The following is a 20,776-nucleotide window of genomic DNA, read 5'->3' on the forward strand; positions in this document are numbered from 1 at the left end:
AAACTTAAATTATAATTGAATTAGGGGATATTTGTTAAGTTTCATCTTTACCAAAATATTTATCATATCTATATCTGAACTCCCTGAAAGTAATTCCAAGAATCTGAGATGCTTTTGTTTTATTCTCCTGAGCCAATTCCATTGCTTTATTTATAAGTGCTTTTTCAATAAGTGCCATAGTTTTTTTAAGGTTGATACCTTCTTCTGGGAATGTTTTTACTTTAAATTCCCGGTCAGGATTGTCTATATATATAGAATTGATGCTTTTTTTCTCTATTCCAATTGGAGCAAGCTCTTTTCCTTCAGAAAGAATCACTGCTTTTTCAAGAATATTTCTTAACTCCCTTATATTTCCTTTGTAGTCATAATTCATCAGATAATTGAGAAATTCAGGGGATATCTTTTCTATATCTTTGTTGTATTTTTCTTTCAGGTCTTGAAGAATGCTTTCTACAAGTAAAGGAATATCCTCCCTTCTTTCTTTGAGAGACGGCATTTTTATCACTATTGTCGAAAGTCTGTAATAAAGGTCTTCCCTGAAATTACCTTTTTCTATTTCTTTTTCTAAATCTTTATTTGTTGCTGAGATAATCCTGACATCAACACTGACCTCTTTAACACTTCCAAGTGGCCGGATTTTTTTATTTTCCAGAAATCTAAGAAGTTTTGCCTGAAGGGATATAGGCATTTCTCCTATTTCATCTAAGAAAAGTGTTCCACCGTTTGCTTCTTCAATCAGACCTTTTTTGTCTGAAACTGCACCGGTAAATGCACCTTTTTTATATCCAAACAGCTCACTTTCAAGAAGTTCAGGTGGTAAAGATGCACAGTTTATAGCGACAAAAGGTTTATCTTTTCTTTTTGAAAGTTTATGTATTGTCCTTGCAACAACATCTTTCCCTGTTCCACTTTCTCCTATGATAAGAACGTTTATATCATAAGGAGCTATTTTTTCTATTGTTTCCTTTACTATTCTGATTGCTGGAGATTTTCCTATTAAACCTTCAAACTTTTCATCTTTTTGCTGTGCTAATTTCCTTTCAAGTTCTATCTTATTTTTTACATTTCTGATTATCAGTCTAAGTTCATTAAGCTCAAAGGGTTTTGTCAGATAATCATAAGCACCCAGTTTTATGGCTTCAACTGCCGTATCAGAAGAAGCAAAAGCAGTTATAATAACTGCCTCGGTTTTAGGATTTTTTTCTTTCAGTTTTTTTAAGATATCTATGCCTGAATCATCTGGAAGCCTAAGGTCTAAAAGTGCAAGGTCGTAGTACCTATTCTCAATGAGTTCTAAAGCTTCTTTATATGAAGAAGCCCTATCTACCTCAAATCCGGCTTCTTCAAGAAGCATTGATAAAATTTCCTGTATATTTATTTCATCATCAACTATCAGCGCTTTCATTTTCCCTCCCTAAAGGAAAAATTAAAACAAACTTAGCTCCACCCAGCGAGCTATCCTCCACCAATATATTACCTTTGTTTTCCATTACAATCCTGTTTGTAATAGCAAGGCCAAGACCTGTCCCTGTTTTACTTGTAGAAAAGAAAGGTTCAAATATTTTGTCTCTTATTTCGGGTTTTATTCCCTTTCCATCATCTTCTATCTCTATATAGACTTTATTCCCAAGCTGATAAACATTTATAACTATCTTGCTCTTTGCCCATTCTACTGCATTTTTAATAAGATTAGATAATACAGAATCAAAGGCTTTTTCGCTCATATAAACGTAAGGATTTCCGGAAACATTAACATTAATTTCTTTATGGTCTTTAAATAGTTCCTGAAACCTAAGCACTCTTTCTTTAACATTGATTAATGTTTTTTCACTCTCTTTTGGTCTTGAAAGCAGTAAAAAATCCGAGAGTAATCTATTAAGACGGTCTGCTTCATTTCTAATCATATTTATTAATTTTTGGTCAGTTTTTCCCTCTGCAAGAAGGTCTGCAGCAGCTTTTATTGAGGCCAGAGGGTTTCTTATCTCATGGGCAAGTTCTGCACTAATTCTATAAAGTTTTTTGTATACTTCTGCCTGTTTCTTTTCTTCCTCCAATTTGGAAATATAAGCCTGTTGAAGCTGTAAGTCTCTTCTTAGTCTTAAACCGGCAAATGTTATTATCCAGAATGCAAATAAATTTAAGATTAAATGTAAATATCCACTGGAATGTTGCTCACTATACATAAAAAACAAAAATGAATATTCAAAAGCTGTTAAAAGCAATACAGAATAGGCCTGTCTGCTTTCAAAACTAAATCCTGAAAAGAACAGCGGAAATAAATACAGGAGAGAAAAGTATTTCAGTTTATCAAAATCTGTAAAGATAAAGGCTGAAATGAAAGTAACATCAAGTATAGTATCAATTATAGAAACATTTTTTATAAAAAGTGTAACAAATGAAACAGCCGTATAAACAAATAAAATAAAGACCGCTACAACCTGAGTGGAACTTTTAAGATCGGATGTTCCAGCAAAAAAGGTAAATGAGATTAAAAGGGCTAAGGAGAATATAAACCTTAATAGCTTGTAATTATACTGAATTTTTCCTAAATGCACATATCCTACTCAGATTTTCTTATAATTATTGCTCTTCCTTTCGCTATTTCATCTATTGCAATAACTGTCTTTTTTAGTGGAACTCCCTCTTCTGTTACGTAACTTTCAGCACCGGTTTCATAAAGTTCTTTTGCAAGTTTTGCCGCTGCATGAACCAGCTCATATCTATTATTAACTCTTTTTAAAGCCTGTTCAATTAAAGGTCTCTTGCTCAAATCTGTTCCTCCGGACAGCTTTTATAGTAACAATTTAGTATATCATTCTTTATATTTTAATTCCAGATAGGTTAGTTTTATTACAAAATACATAAATAACCCAGATGTAGCTCCAAGTAAATCAGCTGTTATATCTCCATACTCAGCGGTTCTATATGGTAGAAAATATTGAACCACTTCTATGAAAAGGCTAAAAAACAACGAATAGAAAAATGCCCCCCAATAACTTGTATTATATGATTCTTTTAACAGAATAGCAAAAATGAAAAATGCAAAAAAATGGTATATTTTGTCATGATTCTGGGTAATTGTCTGGGGTGTAAATGCGAAGTACATTATTAAAACTGTATAAATCCAAAAAGCGACTTTCAGTAATTTTACCATTTTACCCCTGCATAAGTTTTTTTAATTTTTCATCTTTTATCTGAGATAAATCAAACCTATTTGTTTTCAATCTGCTGGATAAGATTATATGTTTTAAATTTTCTTTGGCTTTATCCAAATTGTCATTAATTACTACATAATTATATTCTTTCCATGCAGGTATTTCTTTTTTGGCAGTTTCTAACCTTTTTTGAATTTCTTCTTCGCTATCTCCCCTTTCTTTCATCCTTTTTACAAGTTCATCAAGGGATGGAGGAAGTATAAAAATGGTAATTACATCCTTTTTATTGGAAACAATCTGTCTCATCCCCTGAACATCAATTACCAGCAGTAAATCAAAACCTTTTTGTAATTCATCTTCCACTTCTTTTTTTGGAGTTCCATAATAATTTCCGTGAACCACTGCATATTCCAGAAAATCATTTTCTCTTATTCTTTTTTCAAACTCTTCTCTGGATAGGAAATAATAATCAACCCCGTTTTTTTCTCCGGGACGGGGTTTTCTTGTTGTGCAGGTGATAACTCTTTTTAGATTTGGAATTTCTTGAATAAGTAGATTAGCAAGAGTAGTCTTGCCCCCTCCGGCAGGAGAGGACAATATAAATAATTCCCCTTTTTTCATTATCTTCCAATACCCTGTATTAGAAGGTCACTTAAAAGTGTTGATAATCCCCAGAAAACTGTTGGATATATACCAAGTATAAGGATAAATGTTGCCATAAACGCTATAGTAAACATTTCTCCTAAAGAGAAGTTAAATCTTGCTGCAGATTGAGGTTCATGCATATACATATAAACCACAACTCTGAGATAGTATCCAGCAGATACAATACTCATAACTACAAGAACAATAGCAAGCCACCATATATCAGAACCAATAAGTGCAAGGAATACACCTAATTTTCCAAAAAATCCAACTGTTGGAGGAATTCCAAGCATTGAGAACATAAATATCAGCATAAACAGAGCCATCATAGGACTTCTTTTAGCAAGTCCTCTAAAATCATTTATATTATTTGTCCAGCCATGCTGCCTTTCCATTGCAGATAGGAATATAAATCCTCCAAGACCCATAAAGATGTAAACTAAGGAGTAGAAAATTAATGCAGTAAATGCCATACCTGTTGGAGCTGCGAGAGCTGCCAGTATATAACCTGCATGGGCAACAGAAGAATATGCAAGCATTCTTTTAACATTATCCTGTCTGAGCGCAACAAAATTACCGAAAATCATAGAGGCAGCTGCAAGTAATGCCCACCCCAGTGTCCAGGCTTCAGAAGCGAATGGGAATGCCTGAACCATAACCCTAAGAATAACAGCAAAGGTAGCTATTTTTGCAGCAACACCCATAAATGCAGTAATAGGCGTAGGCGCACCCTGATAAGCATCTGGTGTCCAGAAATGGAACGGCACTGTTGAAGCCTTAAGTCCTAATCCTATTAGTATCAAAGCTATTCCGGCAAGAGCTGCTACATCAAGATTATTTGATGTTATTGCATCTGCTATTTGTGCAAAATCAAAGCTTCCTGTTCTACCGTAAATAACAGCAATACCATAACTTAAAATAGCTGTTCCTGTTCCACCAATTATTAGATATTTAAAAGCACCTTCTTTAGAAAGGTAATCTTTTCTAAACATACCTGCCAGTATATAAATAGTCACAGACGCAAGTTCAAGTCCAATATACATTGTCACCAGATTATTGGCCGAGACCATTATCATCATTCCAAGGAGGGCAAAGAGAATCAGATAGTAATATTCTCCGTAGTATGTTCTTTTAGATTCAAGATAAGGTCTAAGGACAATCACAACAAAGAAAGTAGTTAGTATCAGGAAAAATTTAAATGTTAAAGAAAATGAATCTACAGCATAGAGACCATAGAATGTTATATCACCGTGTTCCATTGTTAATGTTGCTATCCCTGCAAGGAGCAAACCAATCGCAGTAACAATAGATATTACAAGCCTTGCTTTTGTAAACAATTCAATGAAGAATACTATAAGCGCCGTAATTAGAATAATTATCTCCGGTATCAATACACTGAAGTTTGGAGCTCCTAAACCTGCCACTATATCCTGTAATACCGACATCCCTTAGCCTCCTATAAACTTAGAAAGAATAGCTTTAGAAGTTGTTTCTATTAATCTCACCCACCATGTTGGGTATATACCAATTACAAACATCATTATTACAAGTGGTAAGAATGAAAGTAATTCAGCTGTGTTCATATCTCTAAGTTTTTCCCACTTTTCTATTTTCTTTTCAGGTAATAAGCTTTCTTTAAACATAGATTTGTGATAAAGGTAAAGGGTATATCCGGCACCCACTATCAAGCTAAGACCTGCAAGCACTGCTGTAAGAATACTTACCTTAAATGTCCCAAGGAGTGACAAAAACTCTCCAACAAATCCAGATAAGCCCGGTAATCCTGCTGAAGCCATAGCAGAAATCATAAATAAAGTTGCAAAAACAGGCATAAATCTGGCTAGACCTCCAAGGTCTTTAAGCTCATAAGAATGAACCCTCTCATATATGAAACCTGCAGCAAGGAATAATGCCGCAGAAGTAAATCCGTGTGAAATCATGGTAATAATAGCACCATTCATACCTTCTGTATTAAGGGCAAATGTCCCTATTGTTACAAAGCCCATGTGAGATACTGAAGAATAAGCAATAATTCTCTTAATATGTGTTTGCGATAAAGCCATTGCAGCTGTATAGATAATAGCAATCACTCCAAGTGCAAACATAACCGGGACAAAGTATTTTGATGCTTCAGGAAACCAAGGAAGAGAAAATCTAACAAAACCGTAAGTTCCCATTTTCAACAGAACCGCTGCCAGTATAACAGAACCTGCTGTTGGTGCCTGAACGTGTGCTGCAGGCAACCATGTATGGAACGGCCACATAGGAACCTTAATTGCAAAACCAAGTGCCAGAAGTAAGAAGAAAATTACTTCAAGCTTAAATGGTAAACCAAGATTTACAAGATCAAAATAGCTTGTAGATAATATTCCCTTTTCCATATATTGATAGATATACATTCCAACAACACCGATAAGAAGGAAAAGAGAACCAAAGAATGTATAAATAAAGAACTTGGTTGCTGCATAGATTCTTTCAGCATATCCCCAAATACCAATAATCAGGAACATTGGAATGAGCATTGCTTCCCAGAAGATATAGAACCATACCATATCCCAGGCAACGAAAACACCAATACATGCTGCTTCAAGAACAAGAAAAGCAATAAAATATTCTTTAATTCTTTTTTGAATATTTGTGCTCCATACAAAAGCAGCAACAAAGGATATAGCAGTAAGCCAGACCATTGTTAAGCTAAGAGCATCAACACCAACTTCATAATTAACCCCAAGGAAAGGTATCCATGAATACTTTTCATAAAACTGTATTGCATAGGTTGAATAATCATAAGCAAACAGCATATAAGTAGAGATTAGAAACACAACCAGAGATGCAATTATACTTATAGGTTTTGCAAATCTTTCATTTAAGAAAAACAGAATAGCCGCTGCAACAAGAGGTATCAGTATAGAAATCGTTATGATCGGAAACGACGCATGCACAAATTCTACTGTCATTCTCTCAGCCCCCTACATAAAAAGTAAGAATATTCCAAGGAATATAAGTATTCCTATTGCCATTTGTGTAATATAAGCACCAATCCTTCCTGATTGGAAGAGTCTTAAACCACTTCCTGTAACCAGTGAAGCTTTTGCAGAACCATCAACAATTCCGTCTATTATTACCTTATCACCGATGAACCACAGTATTTTCGCAAATTTGTAGTAGCCGTATACAAATATTGCATAGTAAATAAAGTCAAAATACCATCTGTTATACAGAAGCAGATAAAGAGGTTTGAATGTTTTTGCAATTTCCCTTGCATCAATTTTCCTGAGTTGATAAATAACCCAAGCAGCAAATATACCTGCCAATGCTGTAAATAATGCAAGTAATCCCAGTGGTGATGTTAATGAATGAACGAGGAAATGCCATGCATCCTCTGCTATATGAACGTGATGTGCCCTTGCAAGGCCATTTTCAACAAGTTTCCTCGTTTCTTCTGATAGGAAAGGCATAGCATCCGGATTGAGAGAAGGATTAAGGAATTTATCAAAGAATTCTTTAAAGAATCCTAATACAACTGCTCCTGTAGCAAGCACAATAAGTGGAACAGTCATTGTTGGTGGAGACTCATGAACATGTGCTTTTACATGAGGATCTAATCTATCACCATCTTCAAATGCCAAGAAGTAAAGTCTAAAGATATAAAATGCTGTTAGCAGTGCTCCGAACCATAAAAGAATCCAAACAAATTTATCTATTTCATAAGCACCTTCTATAATCGGGTCTTTAGAGAAAAATCCTGCAAATGGAGGAATACCTGCAAGTGCAAGTGCACCAATTAGAAAAGTTATAGCAGTAATTGGCATATATTTTCTAAGCTGTCCCATTTTTTGAACATTAAGTATATGGTGAATTCCTATTAAAACTGAACCTGCTGCAAGGAATAGTAATGCTTTGAACACAGCATGGGATGCAAGGTGGAACATTCCCGGTTTAAATAATCCAAGTCCTTCTGCAGCAAACATATATCCAAGCTGGGACATTGTAGAGTAAGCAATTATTCTCTTAATATCGTTTTGAACAAGACCCATTGTTGCCGCTATAAATGCTGAGAATGCACCAACATAAAGGACTACATCAAGAGCAAGATCAGAAGAAGCAAATATCGGCATTAATCTCGCAACCATGTAAACACCAGCTGCAACCATTGTAGCAGCGTGGATTAATGCAGAAACAGGAGTTGGACCTTCCATCGCGTTTGGAAGCCATATATGGAGCCCCAGCTGAGCTGATTTACCAACTGCACCACCAAACAGAAGAAGTGCTATCGCAGTAATTGTCCAATATCCTGCTTCTGGAAGTTTATTAAATACATCTAAATAATCAAGTGTTCCAAAAGTTACAAAAGTAAGAATAGTTCCTGTAAGGAATAACCAATCACCAACCCTGTTTGTTATGAAAGATTCAAATGCTGCATCTGCAGCTGAGCTTTTATGGTGATAAAAACCAATCAAGAGATAAGATGCTAAACCAACACCTTCCCATCCAAAGAATAGCTGAACAAGGTTATCTGAAAGGGTAAGCATAAGCATCATAAACACGAATAAAGAGAGATATGCAAAAAATCTTGGATAAGAAGGTTCACCCCGCATATAACCAGTTGCAAATATGAAAATAAATGTTGATATCACTGTAACAACACAGGTCATTAATGCAGATAATGGATCCCAGAATATACTCACAGAGATAGAATAATCCCCTATAGGCATCCACGTAAATAATTTCAGGTCATAATGGGCACCTGTTTGTGCCACATTGATAAATCCTACTATAGAAGCCACTGCTGATATTGCTACTCCTAATACAGCAAGAATACCTGCAAGAGGTTCTCTTAAGAACTTATATCCCAAAAGCCCAATGATTATAAATGCAACCAGAGGTGAAAACGGTATAATCCATAAGTACTCCATCTCTCTCCTCTTAATTTTTTAATTCTGTTAGTGTTTCTGTATCTACATCTTTACGAAGTCTGTAAATCGCCATAATTAGACCAAGTCCTACAGCTGCTTCAGCAGCAGCAATAGTCAGTATAAAAAACACAAAAACCTGTCCACTTACATCGGCAAGTTTCATATCAAAGGCAACAAAAGCGATATTAACAGCGTTAAGCATAAGCTCTGTCGCAAGAAGCAAAGCAATTATATTTCTTCTGATAGCAATACCAATTAATCCAAGAACCATCAACAATGCACTTAGAACCACATAATATTCATAAGGAATCATTACCCTTCTGCCTCCTCATCTAATACATGTTCTTTTTTACCAATTATAATTGCCCCAATCATTGCCACTAAAAGAATTAGAGAAGCGACCTCAAATGGGAAAAGATATTTTGTAAATAGCATTGTTGATACTGCTTTAATATTTCCAACCTTTTCAATGATTTCTGGTGTAAACATCCCAGTATTAGATTTCCAAGCACCGTAAAGGGAAACAAAGGCAAGTTCAATAAAGATCAAAAATCCAGTCGGTATAGATAAAAGCATATATTTAGGCTCAAATGCTTTTCCTTTAAATTCTGGAACTGTAGAGATAACCAGAACGTAGAATACAACTATAGCAACAGCATAAATAAGTATCTGGAGAGCACCTATAAGCTCAGCACCCATAGTGAAAAACAAACCAGATACCATTACAAGAGTTGATATAAGGGATAAAACTGCATAAATAATATTTCTAAAGAACACTACGCCCATTGCTGATAAAACAGCCAGTGTTGAAAAAGTCCAGAATGCAACAGATGTTAACTCCATTTAATCTGCCCCCATAACTTACTTCTTTGTTCATCATCTATCCAGATTCGGTCAGGCTCATTGTATCTTCTTCTATCAAAATCAATAGCACGTTGTGCCATATCTTCCATATGTGTGACACAACTTGCTCTGTGATATGCAGCCGTTTCATATATATCAGTCATAATCAAACAATCTACAGGACAGGCTTCTGTGCATAAACCACAATACATACAATTAAGTAAATTCATATCAAATCTTGTAACTCTTTTTTTACCTTCAGGTGTCTGAACAGCTTCTATCTTAAATAATTCTGGAACAGGGCAGGCTTGCTGACACATATAACATGCAACACACCTGCTTTCTCCATCTTTTATATCCATAAATTTCTCAATTACCTTAAAGGAAGGAGGTTCATTTCCATTTTTTACCCTGTGGGCATGTGTTCCCCTGAATCTTTTGGGAGGAGTAAGCTTTTCAAATGGATAAGAAGTTGTTATTGTTTTTCTAAAGAAATTCTTAATGGTGATTTTCATTCCTTTTATAAAATCAAGGAAAAAAATCCTCTCCCTATTTGAAAGCCCGGGTCTCTCCACATATTTAACTTTTACCATCTTTTTAGCCAAATATTATTATCCAGATTGCAACGATAAATATATTTGCAAGGGCAAGTGGAAGCATTACTTTCCATGCAAGCTCTGTAATCTGGTCAACTCTATATCTTGGAAGTGTCCAATGAACCCACAAGAAGAACATAAATACGAGGAATAACTTTAAGAAGAACCATACAAAAGCCGGTATTGGAAGCCATCCCATAAACGGTAATGGATTCCATCCACCAAAGAAAAGAATTACTGTAATTGCACTGAGAACGAATGTTGCAATATACCATTCAGCCAGTGGGAACAATCCAAATTTCATTCCTGTATACTCTGTAACATAACCACCAACAAGCTCAGCTTCTGCTTCCTGAACATCAAATGGTGTTCTACCTGTCTCAGCAAGAACACAAAAGATAATTACCACAAAACCGAGAATATTTGGAATTATAAACCAGATATTTTGCTGTGCTTCTACTATTTCTTTAAGGGAGAAAGAACCTGCCATCATAATAGGTCCTGCAAGTGCAAAACCAAGGGCAACTTCATATCCTATTAAGACAGCAGCTTTCCTTAAACCACCAATCATTGGATATTTTGAGTTAGAAGCCCATCCGGCAAAAATAACACCGTAAATTGAAATACTACCAAATGCCAGAGCAAGTAAAAGGCCAATATTTAAATCTGTTATATAAGGCTTTATTGTTATTCCAAAAATTGTAAATGGCTCTCCAAAAGGAACAACAGCAAGTATCATTATTGCAGGAACGAAAGCCATTAATGACGCAAGATAGAAAAGAAATTTATCCGCACTATCAGGAACAATATCTTCTTTTGTTAAAACTTTAAGTGCATCTGCTATAGGCTGAAGAACTCCATGGGGCCCAACATGTAAAGGACCTGGTCTTTGTTGGACATGACCTGCAAATTTCCTTTCAATTAATGTGAGATATGCTGCACCAAGAAACATTGCTATGATGAAGATTAAAGACTTTATTGTTAAACCAATAACCGTTCCGAGTATCTCCATCCTAAACCTCTTTATTTTTGTTATTCAGGCCTTAAAAGTTTAAAAAATCTTAACATAAACAGAGGAAAAATCAAACAGTGTTTGTTAAATTATCGGTCTGTTTCTCCGACTACAGGGTCAAGGCTTCCAAGTAATACAACAGCATCTGCAACTGTTCTACCTTTTATAAGTTCTGTGAAAATCTGCAGATTATAAAAAGCACCAGACCTTATGCGAAGCCTGTAAGGTTTTCCTTCTCCTTTACTGTTGATATAAAATCCCAATTCTCCCCTTGGATTTTCTCCAGATAGATAAATCTCCCCTTCCGGAGCCTGTTCTCCATAAACCCTAAGAGTAAAGTCTTTAACCATTGATTCTATTGAGTTAAATACTTCTTCAAGGGTTGGAAGAACATATGGATTTTCTGTAAAAACATAATCATCATCTTCTATTTCTCTCAGCTTTTTGACACACTGCTTAACAATATTATTAGACTGGCGCATCTCTTCCATTCTAAGTAAATATCTATCATAACAATCACCAACAGTGCCTAAAGGAACTTCAAAATCAACTTTATCGTAAGCATCTGTAGGTTGAATCATTCTAATGTCATAAGGAACTCCTGCAGAACGGGCAACAACACCTGTAAGACCGTATTGATATACATCTTCCTCAGATATTATTCCAATATCAACATTTCTTTTAAGCCATACTCTATTTTTTGTCAGGATAGTCTCATACTCTTCTAATTTTTGTGGAAAATCATTTGTGAAATGTTCAATAACATCAAGAGCTCCTTCAGGTAAATCCTTTGCGACTCCTCCAATTCTTATGTATGAAGAGTTTAGCCTTATGCCTGATATACCTTCTATAATATCCATTATTTTTTCTCTTTCCCTAAATGCATAAAGGAAGATTGTCAGGGCTCCAAGGTCAAGGGCAAATGTTCCAAGCCAGAGAAGGTGTGAATTTATCCTTTGCAGCTCACACATCATAGTTCTAATCCATTTCGCCTTCTCAGGAGGTTCAACACCAAGGAGTTTTTCTACAGCATTTACATAGGCAACCTGCGAACATAATGCAGAGATATAATCCATCCTGTCTGTATATGGGATAAACTGGGTGTATGTTAGATTTTCTGCTATTTTTTCAACGCCTCTATGAAGTTGCCCAAGAATAATATCGCAATTTCTAACATATTCACCTTCCATATCAAATAAGAACCATATTGTTCCGTGTGTCCCTGGATGGAGAGGACCCCAGTTAAGAACTATCTGATTTTTCTTTTCCATTCTGGCTTTTTCTGTTCTTTCTAAATCCTCAAGGGTAGGTATAGCTGTATGATATGGATTGTAGTTATGGGCAGGAACCTCCTCAGGTCTAAGATTTAAAGAAGGTAAATATGTATCTTCTATCCCTTTTAAAGGAAAATCTTTTCTGAGGGGATGGTATTTATATCCTTCCCATAAAAACATTCTTACCAGATTTTCATGGCCTTCAAAATTTACTCCGAACATATCCCAGGCTTCCCTTTCTGCCCATTTGGCACCTTTCCACAAATCTGTAACGGTAGGCAATGAATCATCTTCAGCCCAGGATTTAACAACAACTCGTTTTTTCTTTTCTGGATTAAAGAGGAGATAAATACCCTGAAATCTGGGTTTATGAAGGGGAAAATCTATACAAAAAAGGTCTATAAACATCTTATAGGAAAGTTCATCCCTGAGAAAAAGTAAAAGGTCTTTAAGATTTTTTTTATCTATAGTTATTGAAGTAAAGTTTTCCCTTTGCTGGACTTCAACTTCAGGAAATTTATTTTTTATTAAATCCAAATCTTCTTTATCAATCCATAAACGCAAAATAATGCCCCTTAAAATTTTTTATAAAAGGGGAAACACCCCACAAGGAGCCTTAAAATCCAAATATAGACTTTTCTTTAACAGGTTGAGAAGCTGTTGGCACTTCTCTAACAGGAATTTCCTTCCAGATTTTTCCTTCTTTCTGGGCTTTAATTTTTCTTTGCAGTTGCATTATTCCCCATAATAAAGCCTGTGGGGTTGGAGGGCATCCTGGAACATATACATCAACAGGTATTATTCTGTCTACACCTTGTAGTGTTGCATAAGTTGGGAATGGACCACCTGCTGATGAGCAACCACCCATTGAAATAACCCATTTAGGGTCTGGCATTTGATCATATATAAGCTTAAGCATAGGGGCAACTTTATTAACAACTGTTCCGGCAACTATAAGAACGTCAGACTGTCTTGGGGAACCTCTGAATATAATTCCAAGTCTGTCTGTGTCAAATCTTGATGCTGCCGTGTGCATCATCTCAATAGCACAGCAGGCAAGGCCTACAGAAGCAGGCCATAAAGAGTTTCTTCTTCCCCAGCTTAAAACTTCTTCTACTGTTGTTAATATTATCCCATTGTTGTGTTTTATTGCCATTTTAACGCTCCTTTTTTCCAGGCATATACATATCCAAGGATTAGGATAAATAGGAATATAAACATTTCTGTGAAAATAAATCCAGCATTAATTTTTGCTACTTCTTTAAATATTACACTCCACGGCAGGACAAATGCTGCCTCAAGGTCAAACAGAACAAGGAGTAGTCCAAGCAGATAATATTTTTGTTCAAGGGATATATGTGATGTTTTATCGTAAAGGGGAACACCACACTCATAAGTGTATCCTTCCATTGGGTCAGGAATCTTAGGAGCAACAAGTCTGTTAATCAACAGTAGTGCTGCACCTACTATTAGAGCACTTATTCCAAATATCACCAGAGCCAGATAACCAGTCATATCCCCAACCTCAGCGAATTTTTCAAACAGTGTTTTATTAGAATAACTGATAATTTTTTTAAAATCAATTCCCTTGCTTTTAATCTGCCTTTAGGTCTAAAATATATAAAAAATTTTTTATATGAGGTGGAAAAATGAAAAAAACTATGAAAGATGTGTCTCAGGTAAAATCAACAGAAGAGGGGGTTGTTATAGAAGTCGTTGATGAAACTGTAGATGCAAACAAAGTAAAAGAAGTAGTTGAAAACTGCCAGACAGGAAAGTGTGACTGTATGTCTGAAGAAACAAAAGCAAAAGTTACATTTATGGATTTTAGAGTTGAAAATGGAAAGCCTGTGATAGAGATAAAAGGAGAAGTTTCTGAAGAAGAAATAAAAGAGGCTGTAAGCAGGTCTAAAAAAGAGTTATAAATGGAGCTGAGAAAAGTTTTCTATGCTTTATCAGATGAGATTAGATTGAAAATAGTCAGGCTTTTAATAAGCCATTCTGAACTGTGTGTATGTCAGTTTCAAGAAATTTTCGGTATATCACAACCCAATATCTCGTTCCATTTAAGAGTCTTGAAAGATGCCGGATTAATAAAGTCCCGTAAAGATGGAAAATGGAGTTATTATTCATTAAATATGGATAATTCTGTTTTGAAACAGCTTATTCCATCTATAGAAAAAGAGATTGACACACCTGAACTTAAATCTTTCTGTGAGCTGAAAAATGAATGAATTTCATACAATTCTAGCAGTTGTTATATTCCTTTTGACTCTTATTTTTGTAATCTGGCAGCCTAAAGGTCTAAGTATAGGCTGGACTGCCACCATTGGGGCTATTGTTGCCCTTTTAACCGGTGTGGTATCTCTTCGGGATGTCTGGGTTGTTGTCCAAATAGTCTGGGATGCGACAGTTGCATTTGTTGGAATTATTTTTATATCCCTTATCCTTGATAAAATTGGATTTTTTGAATGGTCAGCACTTCATATAATGAAAAGGGCTGATGGAAACGGTCGTAAACTCTTTGTTTATATAATTTTGCTTGGAGCATTAATCGCTGCATTCTTCGCCAATGATGGTGCAGCTTTAATGCTCACTCCAATAGTTTATGCAAAGATCAAACATTTAGGACTAAAGGATAGATTTATACTTCCATTTATAATGGCAAGTGGTTTTGTTGCTGATACAACCAGCCTCCCCCTTGTTATTTCTAATCTTGTAAACATTGTTACAGCAGATTTTTTCAGTATAGGATTTATTGAGTATGCTTTTAAAATGATTGTTCCAAATATTTTCTCGCTACTGGCTACTTTAACTGTTTTATATCTGTTTTTCAAAAAGGATATTGTTAAGGAATATGACCCATCTCTTCTAAAAAATCCAGATGAGGTTATAAAAGACTGGTTTATTTTTAAAATTGCCTGGTGGCTTGGCGGATTTTTGCTTATTGGTTTCATAGTATCGGAGATTTACCACATACCAGTTTCAATAATAATAACAATCGGTGCAATTGTTCTTGGTATAGCTACTTACAGAGAAAAAATAGTTAACATGAAAACCCTTGTTTTCAAAGAAACTCCGTGGAAAATTGTCGTTTTTTCAATAGGTATGTATGTGGTTGTTTATGGGCTAAAAAATGTAGGCTTAACCTCAGAACTTGCTAAGTTTATCAAAGATTTTCAATCTTACGGAGATTTATCTGGAATTATAGGAACAGGAGTTATAGCTGCTGTTTTATCAGCAATTATGAATAATATGCCTTCTGTGATGGTTGTAGACCTTGCTATAGCATATACAGGTTTTAAAGAAAGTATTCAGCATTTACTTGCTTATGCAAATATTATTGGCTGTGATTTAGGGCCTAAAATCACTCCAATTGGTTCTCTTGCTACACTTCTATGGCTTCACGTTTTGGAGCAAAAAGGGATAAAAATAGGTTGGGGATACTACTTTAAGGTGGGAATAATTTTAACTCCACCAGTTTTACTGTTTACGCTGTTTGGACTTTATATCTGGCATTTAGCCATTGGAGGATAAAGCTATGAGGAAAAAAGTTGTTATCATCGGTGCAGGTTTTGGAGGATTAAGAACTATTTACAATCTAGAAAAATACAAAGACAGATTTGATTTTACCGTGATTAATAAAACTGATTATTCCCTTGAACGACCAGCATTACCTGAAGTTGCTATTGAAGGAAAACCTGTTAGCAAAACCCAGATAAAAATAAAAGATTTTCTGGAAAAAAAAGGTATTAACTTTAAACTTGGAGAAGTTCAAAAAATAAATCCTGAAAAAAATGAAGTTGAACTTGATGGAGAAACTATACTTTATGACTATTTAGTTATAGCCACAGGAGCCATAAAAGATTATGACGCGATAAAAGGCTATGGAGAATACGGCTATTCTGTTTGTGATGATAAAGAGGCTGTAAGGCTTTATGAAAGGTTAAAAAATTTTGATGGTGGTAACGTAGTTGTTGGAGCTGCAAGAAGTTATTTTGGACATACTGTAAATGCTCCTGACCTAAAAGCACCATGTGAAGGTCCTGTTGGAGAAATAATGTTTATGATAGACCATAAACTTAGAAAAGAAGGTAAAAGAGAAAGAAGCAATATAAATGTATTTACTCCCGGGAAAGTTTTCTTTGAGGATGTTGGAGATAATGCAAGAAATACTGTGGCAAAAATAATGGAAGAAAGAGGAATAAAACTACACATAAATAAAGAACTGGTAGAAATCACAGATAAAGAAGTGGTTTTTAAAGATAGGAGTAGTTTACCTGCAGATTTAGCCATTATCATTCCACCGTATAAAGCCCCAGAATTTATAGCAAATAGTGGTCTGGGAGATGATAAAGGCTGGGTTCCAACAGACAAAACAATGAAACATATAAAGTATGACAATATATATGCTGTTGGTGATGTAAACGCTTTAGCACAGCCAAAATTAGGGCACATAGCCATTATACAGGCTGATGTTGCATCTTCGGCAATAGAAAAACAGGAAGGTTTAACAGACGAAATAAAACCGTTCAAACCGGAAGTGTTCTGTATCATGAACATGGGAGGTTTTGAAGCAACATTAATACTATCAAATGCCCTTTATGATAATGAATACGACATTGCATGGCATTCACCAATAGCAAAATTAATGAAAATCAGTTTTGATGAAGAATACTACTATGCCCACGGTAAACTACCACCTGATTTTATTCTGGAAGTATCAAAATATCTAATAGAAAAAATGTTTGGAGGTAAATAAAATGTCAAATCAGATGCCAAGTATAGAACAAATTTTAGGAATGATGGCGAACAAACTTGGAGGAGAAGAACATATCCCGGAAGCAATCAAACACGCAAAAGAGATTGCACCTGAATTAATAGTTGATGTTGCAATGAGTTCTAAAAAAAGCGTTGCAGATGAAAATTCACCATTTGATCCAAAAACAAGCACACTTATTTTTCTTGCTGCAGCACTGGCTTTAAGGGATGAGGAATGTATAAAAGCTCAAACTAAAGCAGCATTAAATATGGGAGCAACAAAAGAAGAACTTCTTGCAGTTATCAAAATAGTTAAACATGCAGTAAATTCATCAATAGTAGGTGCCTCTACACCTATATTAAAAGAAATTTTTGAGAGGAAATAGATATGGCTGAATTACATCCACCTATAGTTCATTTTGCAATAGCTTTAACAATAATAGGAGTCATTTTTGAGCTTCTTGGTTTTGCACTTAAAAGAGAAAGTTTAAAACATGCGGCCTTTTGGACGTTTATTGTTGGAGTATTAGCCGTATGGGGAGCTATGTTTTCAGGTGAAGCTGCTGAAGAAGTAGTAGAAAAGTTCATAGAAGGAACAAATGTAGAAAAAGTTTTTGAACCCCATGAAGAACTTGGAAAGTTTTTACCATGGATATTTACAGGTTTAGGTCTATTTAGGGTTTATCTTTATGTTAAAGAAAACTCTAAGCTGATGATAATTTATTTAATTGCAGCATTTATTGGTATAGGGTTAATAGGTTATCAAGGAAGATTAGGTGGCAAAATGGTTTATGAGTATGGAGTTGGAGTAAAACCTTTAATGGGGAAATCTCCTGTAATACATTCTTCTGAAGAAGATGAAGATTAAATCTTTGGGGTGTAATAAATAATGACCATAAAAATAGGTTTTATCTGCACTGGAAATTCTGCCCGTAGCCAGATGGCAGAAGGATTTGGGAAATATTATGCAGAAAAATTAGGAAAAGATGTAGAGGTTTACTCTGCAGGGTCTAATCCTTCTGGATATGTCCATCCCCTTGCTATAAAAGCTATGGCAGAAAAAGAAATAGATATTTCTAACAATAAGTCTAAATCTCTAGATGATATACCTTTAAATGAACTTGATTATGTAATAACCCTTTGTGGAGATGCTGCTGAAACTTGTCCTGTTATCCCTTGTGCTAATACTCAGCACTGGGGACTTCCTGATCCTGCAAGAGCAGAAGGCACAGAAGAAGAGAAACTACAGGTTTTCAGACAGATTAGAGATAAAATAGAAGAAAGAGTAAAAAATCTTATTGAAGGATTCTAAATGAAAGAGTTGAAATTGTCTTTATATGTAATCACCGATGAAAAACTCCTTGAGGGAAAAAATGTAGCAAAAGCAGTTGAAGAAGCCATTTTAGGCGGAGCAGATATTATCCAGTATAGAGCAAAAAACAAATCCTCCAGAGAAATATATCAGGAAGCTACACAGATAAAAAAAATATGCGATAAATACAATAAGCCGCTAATAATAAATGACAAAGTAGATATTGCTTTGGCTGTTGATGCCGATGGTGTCCATGTTGGTCAGGATGATTTAGATGTTGAAGTAGTTAGAAAATTAATTGGTTTTGACAAAATTCTTGGTTTATCCACAAAAAACATAGAACAGGTTGAAGAAGCAAATAAACTCCCTGTTGACTACATAGGATTTGGCAGTATTTTTCCGACAGGAACGAAAGAAGACGCCCAGCTTGCAGGACTTGAACAACTTAAAAAAGCCATAGAAATTTCTATTCAACCAGTAGTTGCAATAGGAGGAATAAACGAAGAAAATCTACAGTCTGTTTTAGACACAGGTTGCGAAAATGTGGCTGTAGTATCTGCAGTTTTTAAAAATGAAAACATAAAACAAAACGCAAAACGCCTAAAAGAAATCCTAAGCAAGAAGAAAAGAATGGGATTTTAAAAAAATAAAATTAATACTGAAATCCTGATAATTTTTTCCAAAAAATCGCTTCATTACAAAAACTCTTAATCTCCAATTACTTATTTGTAGATTATGTTAAAAAATTTAACACCATAAACATAATTTTTTTATGTCAGAAAATACAAAAAGTAAAAGTTATATATAGTGAGAGGGCATTTATGCCCTCCAATAAATAAAAAAGGGAGGAAAAATGAAAAAGCTTATCTTTTTTCCGGTAATAATGTATATATCTTCATTTATAACTGCCTATTTATTTATATTACTATTTGCAGGAATAAGTATATCCTCAAAAAATTTCGATGTTGTTAAGTTTTTACTATCAACATTCACTAATCCTGACCTTTATATAAGATGTGCAGAAATATCTCTTATATCTTTAATAGGACTTATTGCTCTATTAGGTCTGATCTATCCTATTGCAGATGCTGCATTTACAGGTGTCTATATGGGCATAGTTAAACATTTTACAGGACATTATTTCCTAACAGAAGCTCTCAATAATTTTGTTTCCAATGACAATTTTATCTCAATACTTATGATAGGTATATGGGTGTCTGCTACAAAATTTGTGTTTGGTGTTATCACAGATGATGTCTACGAATTAAGCGCAAAAAGGGTTTATATAGAAAAAGATGATGATTAAAAAAACAAAAGTTTTAATTTAAAAATTTTCATTATAGGAGGAAAAAATGAAAAAAACATTTATAGTTAATGGGAAATTACATTCACAAATTATTCCTTTTAACAAGGAATGGAGATTTCAAATTAAAGTAAAAAAGAAAAATCAAATCCAGGTTCTAAATATCCGTTGTAACAAAAATGTAAAAACTTTTATAGAACATGTGGAAATAGGAGAAGAAATTGGATTAGTTTTGTTCCTTGAAAAAAGTTCAATACAAAAAAATATCTACTATGCAGCATTTGCAGTTCCCAATGAAATTCAAATATAAAATAAGGAGAATTAGCTGAAAAAAATACCCCAAAATTGATACATTAAACGCCATTAAAAAAAATTTAGAAGCATTAAATATCAGTTTATCTCCAATACTAATAGAAGGGATAAAAAGTGAAATTAAAAGATATCAAGAAATAACAATTGAAAATATTAATCCGTATCCCACAGAAATACTTGAAGCAACCCGTAAAAACAAAAAAGGAAAATTTGTGAAAGGAATAATCTTTCTTTTTGAAAATCCTTATAGATATGTTGAAATTGTTGATGAAAATGGGAACATATACTCTGTTGATGATTTACCAGAAGCAAAAATAATAGATAGGTTAGGATTATGGATAAACAAAAATGATTATTTTGATGTGCAATTAGTCTTAATTGACAGTTATACTTTCGCAGAAATTAAATCAATTCCTATTAAGGAAATACGTATCAAAAGTTTTTATAATCTTATTAAAAATTCAATACAGGAATGAATATGTTTTCAGAAAAGGATATTAAGAAAATATTAACCGAAGAAAATGTAGAAAAAACAAAACAGGACAGAATATTACAGAAATTAAAGAATAGAAAAAATCTAAAGCAAGATACATTTTCTATTGAGTCCAAAAAACTGCACAGAAAAATAGTTGGATACTATTACAAAG

At 34.4% G+C, this 20,776-nt stretch carries 26 protein-coding genes; 11 read left to right on the top strand and 15 right to left on the bottom strand.

Annotated features, from left to right (window positions below; translation table 11 throughout):
* Nucleotides 1-34: 34 nt before the first annotated feature.
* From MVE07_RS09190 to ndhC, 15 genes are all read right to left on the bottom strand, one after another.
* Nucleotides 35-1,405: a sigma-54 dependent transcriptional regulator gene (locus MVE07_RS09190; RefSeq protein WP_297456642.1), complete on the bottom strand. Its 1,371-nt coding sequence runs from the start codon at nt 1,403-1,405 to the stop codon at nt 35-37.
* A complete protein-coding gene (locus MVE07_RS09195; protein ID WP_297456645.1) occupies nt 1,386-2,555 on the bottom strand; it encodes a HAMP domain-containing sensor histidine kinase in 1,170 nt (389 codons plus the stop codon). The genes MVE07_RS09190 and MVE07_RS09195 overlap by 20 nt, the downstream gene beginning before the upstream one ends.
* A gap of 5 nt (nt 2,556-2,560) precedes the next feature.
* Nucleotides 2,561-2,770 carry a DNA-directed RNA polymerase subunit omega gene (rpoZ, locus tag MVE07_RS09200; protein ID WP_029520029.1) on the bottom strand — a complete coding sequence of 70 codons (210 nt, stop codon included), beginning with the start codon at nt 2,768-2,770 and terminating at the stop codon, nt 2,561-2,563.
* Nucleotides 2,771-2,812: 42 nt separating this feature from the next.
* A complete protein-coding gene (locus tag MVE07_RS09205) occupies nt 2,813-3,154 on the bottom strand; it encodes a VanZ family protein (protein WP_297456649.1) in 342 nt (113 codons plus the stop codon).
* Between the two features lies 1 nt (nt 3,155).
* Nucleotides 3,156-3,776, bottom strand: coding sequence for a guanylate kinase (gmk, locus tag MVE07_RS09210; RefSeq protein WP_297456652.1), 621 nt, complete (start codon nt 3,774-3,776; stop codon nt 3,156-3,158).
* Entirely contained in the window at nt 3,776-5,245 is a 1,470-nt protein-coding gene (locus MVE07_RS09215) for an NADH-quinone oxidoreductase subunit N (protein ID WP_297456655.1), read from the bottom strand. Before MVE07_RS09215 ends, gmk begins: the two co-directional genes overlap by 1 nt.
* A 3-nt stretch (nt 5,246-5,248) precedes the next feature.
* Complete coding sequence (locus MVE07_RS09220) at nt 5,249-6,757, bottom strand: NADH-quinone oxidoreductase subunit M (protein WP_297456660.1); 1,509 nt, start codon at nt 6,755-6,757, stop codon at nt 5,249-5,251.
* A 12-nt stretch (nt 6,758-6,769) separates the two neighbouring features.
* A complete protein-coding gene (gene nuoL, locus MVE07_RS09225; protein ID WP_297456663.1) occupies nt 6,770-8,716 on the bottom strand; it encodes an NADH-quinone oxidoreductase subunit L in 1,947 nt (648 codons plus the stop codon).
* Nucleotides 8,717-8,726: 10 nt separating this feature from the next.
* Nucleotides 8,727-9,029, bottom strand: a complete 303-nt coding sequence (nuoK, locus tag MVE07_RS09230) for an NADH-quinone oxidoreductase subunit NuoK (RefSeq protein ID WP_297456666.1) — start codon at nt 9,027-9,029, stop codon at nt 8,727-8,729.
* A complete protein-coding gene (locus MVE07_RS09235) occupies nt 9,029-9,559 on the bottom strand; it encodes an NADH-quinone oxidoreductase subunit J (RefSeq protein WP_297456669.1) in 531 nt (176 codons plus the stop codon). Before MVE07_RS09235 ends, nuoK begins: the two co-directional genes overlap by 1 nt.
* On the bottom strand, nt 9,550-10,152 hold the full coding sequence (locus MVE07_RS09240) for an NADH-quinone oxidoreductase subunit I (protein ID WP_297456672.1): 603 nt from the start codon (nt 10,150-10,152) through the stop codon (nt 9,550-9,552). Before MVE07_RS09240 ends, MVE07_RS09235 begins: the two co-directional genes overlap by 10 nt.
* A 4-nt stretch (nt 10,153-10,156) precedes the next feature.
* Nucleotides 10,157-11,167, bottom strand: coding sequence for an NADH-quinone oxidoreductase subunit NuoH (nuoH, locus tag MVE07_RS09245; protein ID WP_297456675.1), 1,011 nt, complete (start codon nt 11,165-11,167; stop codon nt 10,157-10,159).
* 89 nt (nt 11,168-11,256) lie between these two features.
* A complete protein-coding gene (locus MVE07_RS09250) occupies nt 11,257-13,005 on the bottom strand; it encodes an NADH-quinone oxidoreductase subunit D (RefSeq protein ID WP_297456678.1) in 1,749 nt (582 codons plus the stop codon).
* A 52-nt stretch (nt 13,006-13,057) separates the two neighbouring features.
* Nucleotides 13,058-13,597 (bottom strand): NADH-quinone oxidoreductase subunit B, encoded by a 540-nt coding sequence (locus MVE07_RS09255; RefSeq protein WP_297456681.1) that lies wholly within the window; start codon nt 13,595-13,597, stop codon nt 13,058-13,060.
* Nucleotides 13,588-13,956 carry an NADH-quinone oxidoreductase subunit A gene (gene ndhC, locus MVE07_RS09260; RefSeq protein ID WP_297456684.1) on the bottom strand — a complete coding sequence of 123 codons (369 nt, stop codon included), beginning with the start codon at nt 13,954-13,956 and terminating at the stop codon, nt 13,588-13,590. Before ndhC ends, MVE07_RS09255 begins: the two co-directional genes overlap by 10 nt.
* Nucleotides 13,957-14,090: 134 nt before the next feature.
* On the opposite strand from ndhC, the gene MVE07_RS09265 reads away from it, so the two are divergent.
* From MVE07_RS09265 to MVE07_RS09315, 11 genes are all read left to right on the top strand, one after another.
* The gene (locus tag MVE07_RS09265) at nt 14,091-14,366 is read left to right on the top strand and encodes a hypothetical protein (RefSeq protein WP_297456687.1); all 276 of its coding nucleotides are present in this window, start codon (nt 14,091-14,093) and stop codon (nt 14,364-14,366) included.
* Nucleotides 14,367-14,675, top strand: coding sequence for a metalloregulator ArsR/SmtB family transcription factor (locus MVE07_RS09270; RefSeq protein WP_297456691.1), 309 nt, complete (start codon nt 14,367-14,369; stop codon nt 14,673-14,675).
* Nucleotides 14,668-15,978, top strand: coding sequence for an arsenic transporter (locus MVE07_RS09275; RefSeq protein ID WP_297456696.1), 1,311 nt, complete (start codon nt 14,668-14,670; stop codon nt 15,976-15,978). The genes MVE07_RS09270 and MVE07_RS09275 overlap by 8 nt, the downstream gene beginning before the upstream one ends.
* A 4-nt stretch (nt 15,979-15,982) precedes the next feature.
* Entirely contained in the window at nt 15,983-17,203 is a 1,221-nt protein-coding gene (locus MVE07_RS09280; protein ID WP_297456699.1) for an FAD-dependent oxidoreductase, read from the top strand.
* 1 nt (nt 17,204) lies between these two features.
* Nucleotides 17,205-17,588, top strand: a complete 384-nt coding sequence (locus MVE07_RS09285; protein ID WP_297456702.1) for a carboxymuconolactone decarboxylase family protein — start codon at nt 17,205-17,207, stop codon at nt 17,586-17,588.
* A 2-nt stretch (nt 17,589-17,590) separates the two neighbouring features.
* The gene (locus MVE07_RS09290) at nt 17,591-18,070 is read left to right on the top strand and encodes a DUF2231 domain-containing protein (protein ID WP_297456705.1); all 480 of its coding nucleotides are present in this window, start codon (nt 17,591-17,593) and stop codon (nt 18,068-18,070) included.
* Nucleotides 18,071-18,091: 21 nt separating this feature from the next.
* On the top strand, nt 18,092-18,514 hold the full coding sequence (locus MVE07_RS09295; protein ID WP_297456708.1) for an arsenate reductase ArsC: 423 nt from the start codon (nt 18,092-18,094) through the stop codon (nt 18,512-18,514).
* Complete coding sequence (thiE, locus tag MVE07_RS09300) at nt 18,515-19,156, top strand: thiamine phosphate synthase (protein WP_297456711.1); 642 nt, start codon at nt 18,515-18,517, stop codon at nt 19,154-19,156. It begins immediately after the preceding gene.
* Between the two features lie 211 nt (nt 19,157-19,367).
* The gene (locus tag MVE07_RS09305) at nt 19,368-19,820 is read left to right on the top strand and encodes a hypothetical protein (protein ID WP_297456714.1); all 453 of its coding nucleotides are present in this window, start codon (nt 19,368-19,370) and stop codon (nt 19,818-19,820) included.
* A 46-nt stretch (nt 19,821-19,866) separates the two neighbouring features.
* Entirely contained in the window at nt 19,867-20,127 is a 261-nt protein-coding gene (locus tag MVE07_RS09310; protein WP_297456717.1) for a hypothetical protein, read from the top strand.
* A 214-nt stretch (nt 20,128-20,341) separates the two neighbouring features.
* Nucleotides 20,342-20,605, top strand: a complete 264-nt coding sequence (locus tag MVE07_RS09315; protein WP_297456720.1) for a hypothetical protein — start codon at nt 20,342-20,344, stop codon at nt 20,603-20,605.
* The last annotated feature ends 171 nt before the right edge of the window (nt 20,606-20,776 follow it).

Source organism: Persephonella sp. (assembly GCF_027023985.1).
Classification (GTDB): Bacteria; Aquificota; Aquificia; order Aquificales; family Hydrogenothermaceae; genus Persephonella_A.

Coding starts and splice junctions, on each gene's coding strand:
- MVE07_RS09280 (WP_297456699.1), top strand. CDS start 15,983: ATGAGGAAAAAAGTTGTTATCATCGGTGCAGGTTTTGGAGGATTAAGA.
- MVE07_RS09275 (WP_297456696.1), top strand. CDS start 14,668: ATGAATGAATTTCATACAATTCTAGCAGTTGTTATATTCCTTTTGACT.
- MVE07_RS09285 (WP_297456702.1), top strand. CDS start 17,205: ATGTCAAATCAGATGCCAAGTATAGAACAAATTTTAGGAATGATGGCG.
- MVE07_RS09255 (WP_297456681.1), bottom strand. CDS start 13,597: ATGGCAATAAAACACAACAATGGGATAATATTAACAACAGTAGAAGAA.
- nuoK (WP_297456666.1), bottom strand. CDS start 9,029: ATGATTCCTTATGAATATTATGTGGTTCTAAGTGCATTGTTGATGGTT.
- MVE07_RS09290 (WP_297456705.1), top strand. CDS start 17,591: ATGGCTGAATTACATCCACCTATAGTTCATTTTGCAATAGCTTTAACA.
- MVE07_RS09265 (WP_297456687.1), top strand. CDS start 14,091: ATGAAAAAAACTATGAAAGATGTGTCTCAGGTAAAATCAACAGAAGAG.
- MVE07_RS09220 (WP_297456660.1), bottom strand. CDS start 6,757: ATGACAGTAGAATTTGTGCATGCGTCGTTTCCGATCATAACGATTTCT.
- nuoH (WP_297456675.1), bottom strand. CDS start 11,167: ATGGAGATACTCGGAACGGTTATTGGTTTAACAATAAAGTCTTTAATC.
- MVE07_RS09215 (WP_297456655.1), bottom strand. CDS start 5,245: ATGTCGGTATTACAGGATATAGTGGCAGGTTTAGGAGCTCCAAACTTC.
- MVE07_RS09310 (WP_297456717.1), top strand. CDS start 19,867: ATGAAAAAAACATTTATAGTTAATGGGAAATTACATTCACAAATTATT.
- thiE (WP_297456711.1), top strand. CDS start 18,515: ATGAAAGAGTTGAAATTGTCTTTATATGTAATCACCGATGAAAAACTC.
- MVE07_RS09305 (WP_297456714.1), top strand. CDS start 19,368: ATGAAAAAGCTTATCTTTTTTCCGGTAATAATGTATATATCTTCATTT.
- gmk (WP_297456652.1), bottom strand. CDS start 3,776: ATGAAAAAAGGGGAATTATTTATATTGTCCTCTCCTGCCGGAGGGGGC.
- MVE07_RS09240 (WP_297456672.1), bottom strand. CDS start 10,152: ATGGTAAAAGTTAAATATGTGGAGAGACCCGGGCTTTCAAATAGGGAG.
- MVE07_RS09235 (WP_297456669.1), bottom strand. CDS start 9,559: ATGGAGTTAACATCTGTTGCATTCTGGACTTTTTCAACACTGGCTGTT.
- MVE07_RS09190 (WP_297456642.1), bottom strand. CDS start 1,405: ATGAAAGCGCTGATAGTTGATGATGAAATAAATATACAGGAAATTTTA.
- MVE07_RS09270 (WP_297456691.1), top strand. CDS start 14,367: ATGGAGCTGAGAAAAGTTTTCTATGCTTTATCAGATGAGATTAGATTG.
- MVE07_RS09295 (WP_297456708.1), top strand. CDS start 18,092: ATGACCATAAAAATAGGTTTTATCTGCACTGGAAATTCTGCCCGTAGC.
- nuoL (WP_297456663.1), bottom strand. CDS start 8,716: ATGGAGTACTTATGGATTATACCGTTTTCACCTCTGGTTGCATTTATA.
- ndhC (WP_297456684.1), bottom strand. CDS start 13,956: ATGACTGGTTATCTGGCTCTGGTGATATTTGGAATAAGTGCTCTAATA.
- MVE07_RS09205 (WP_297456649.1), bottom strand. CDS start 3,154: ATGGTAAAATTACTGAAAGTCGCTTTTTGGATTTATACAGTTTTAATA.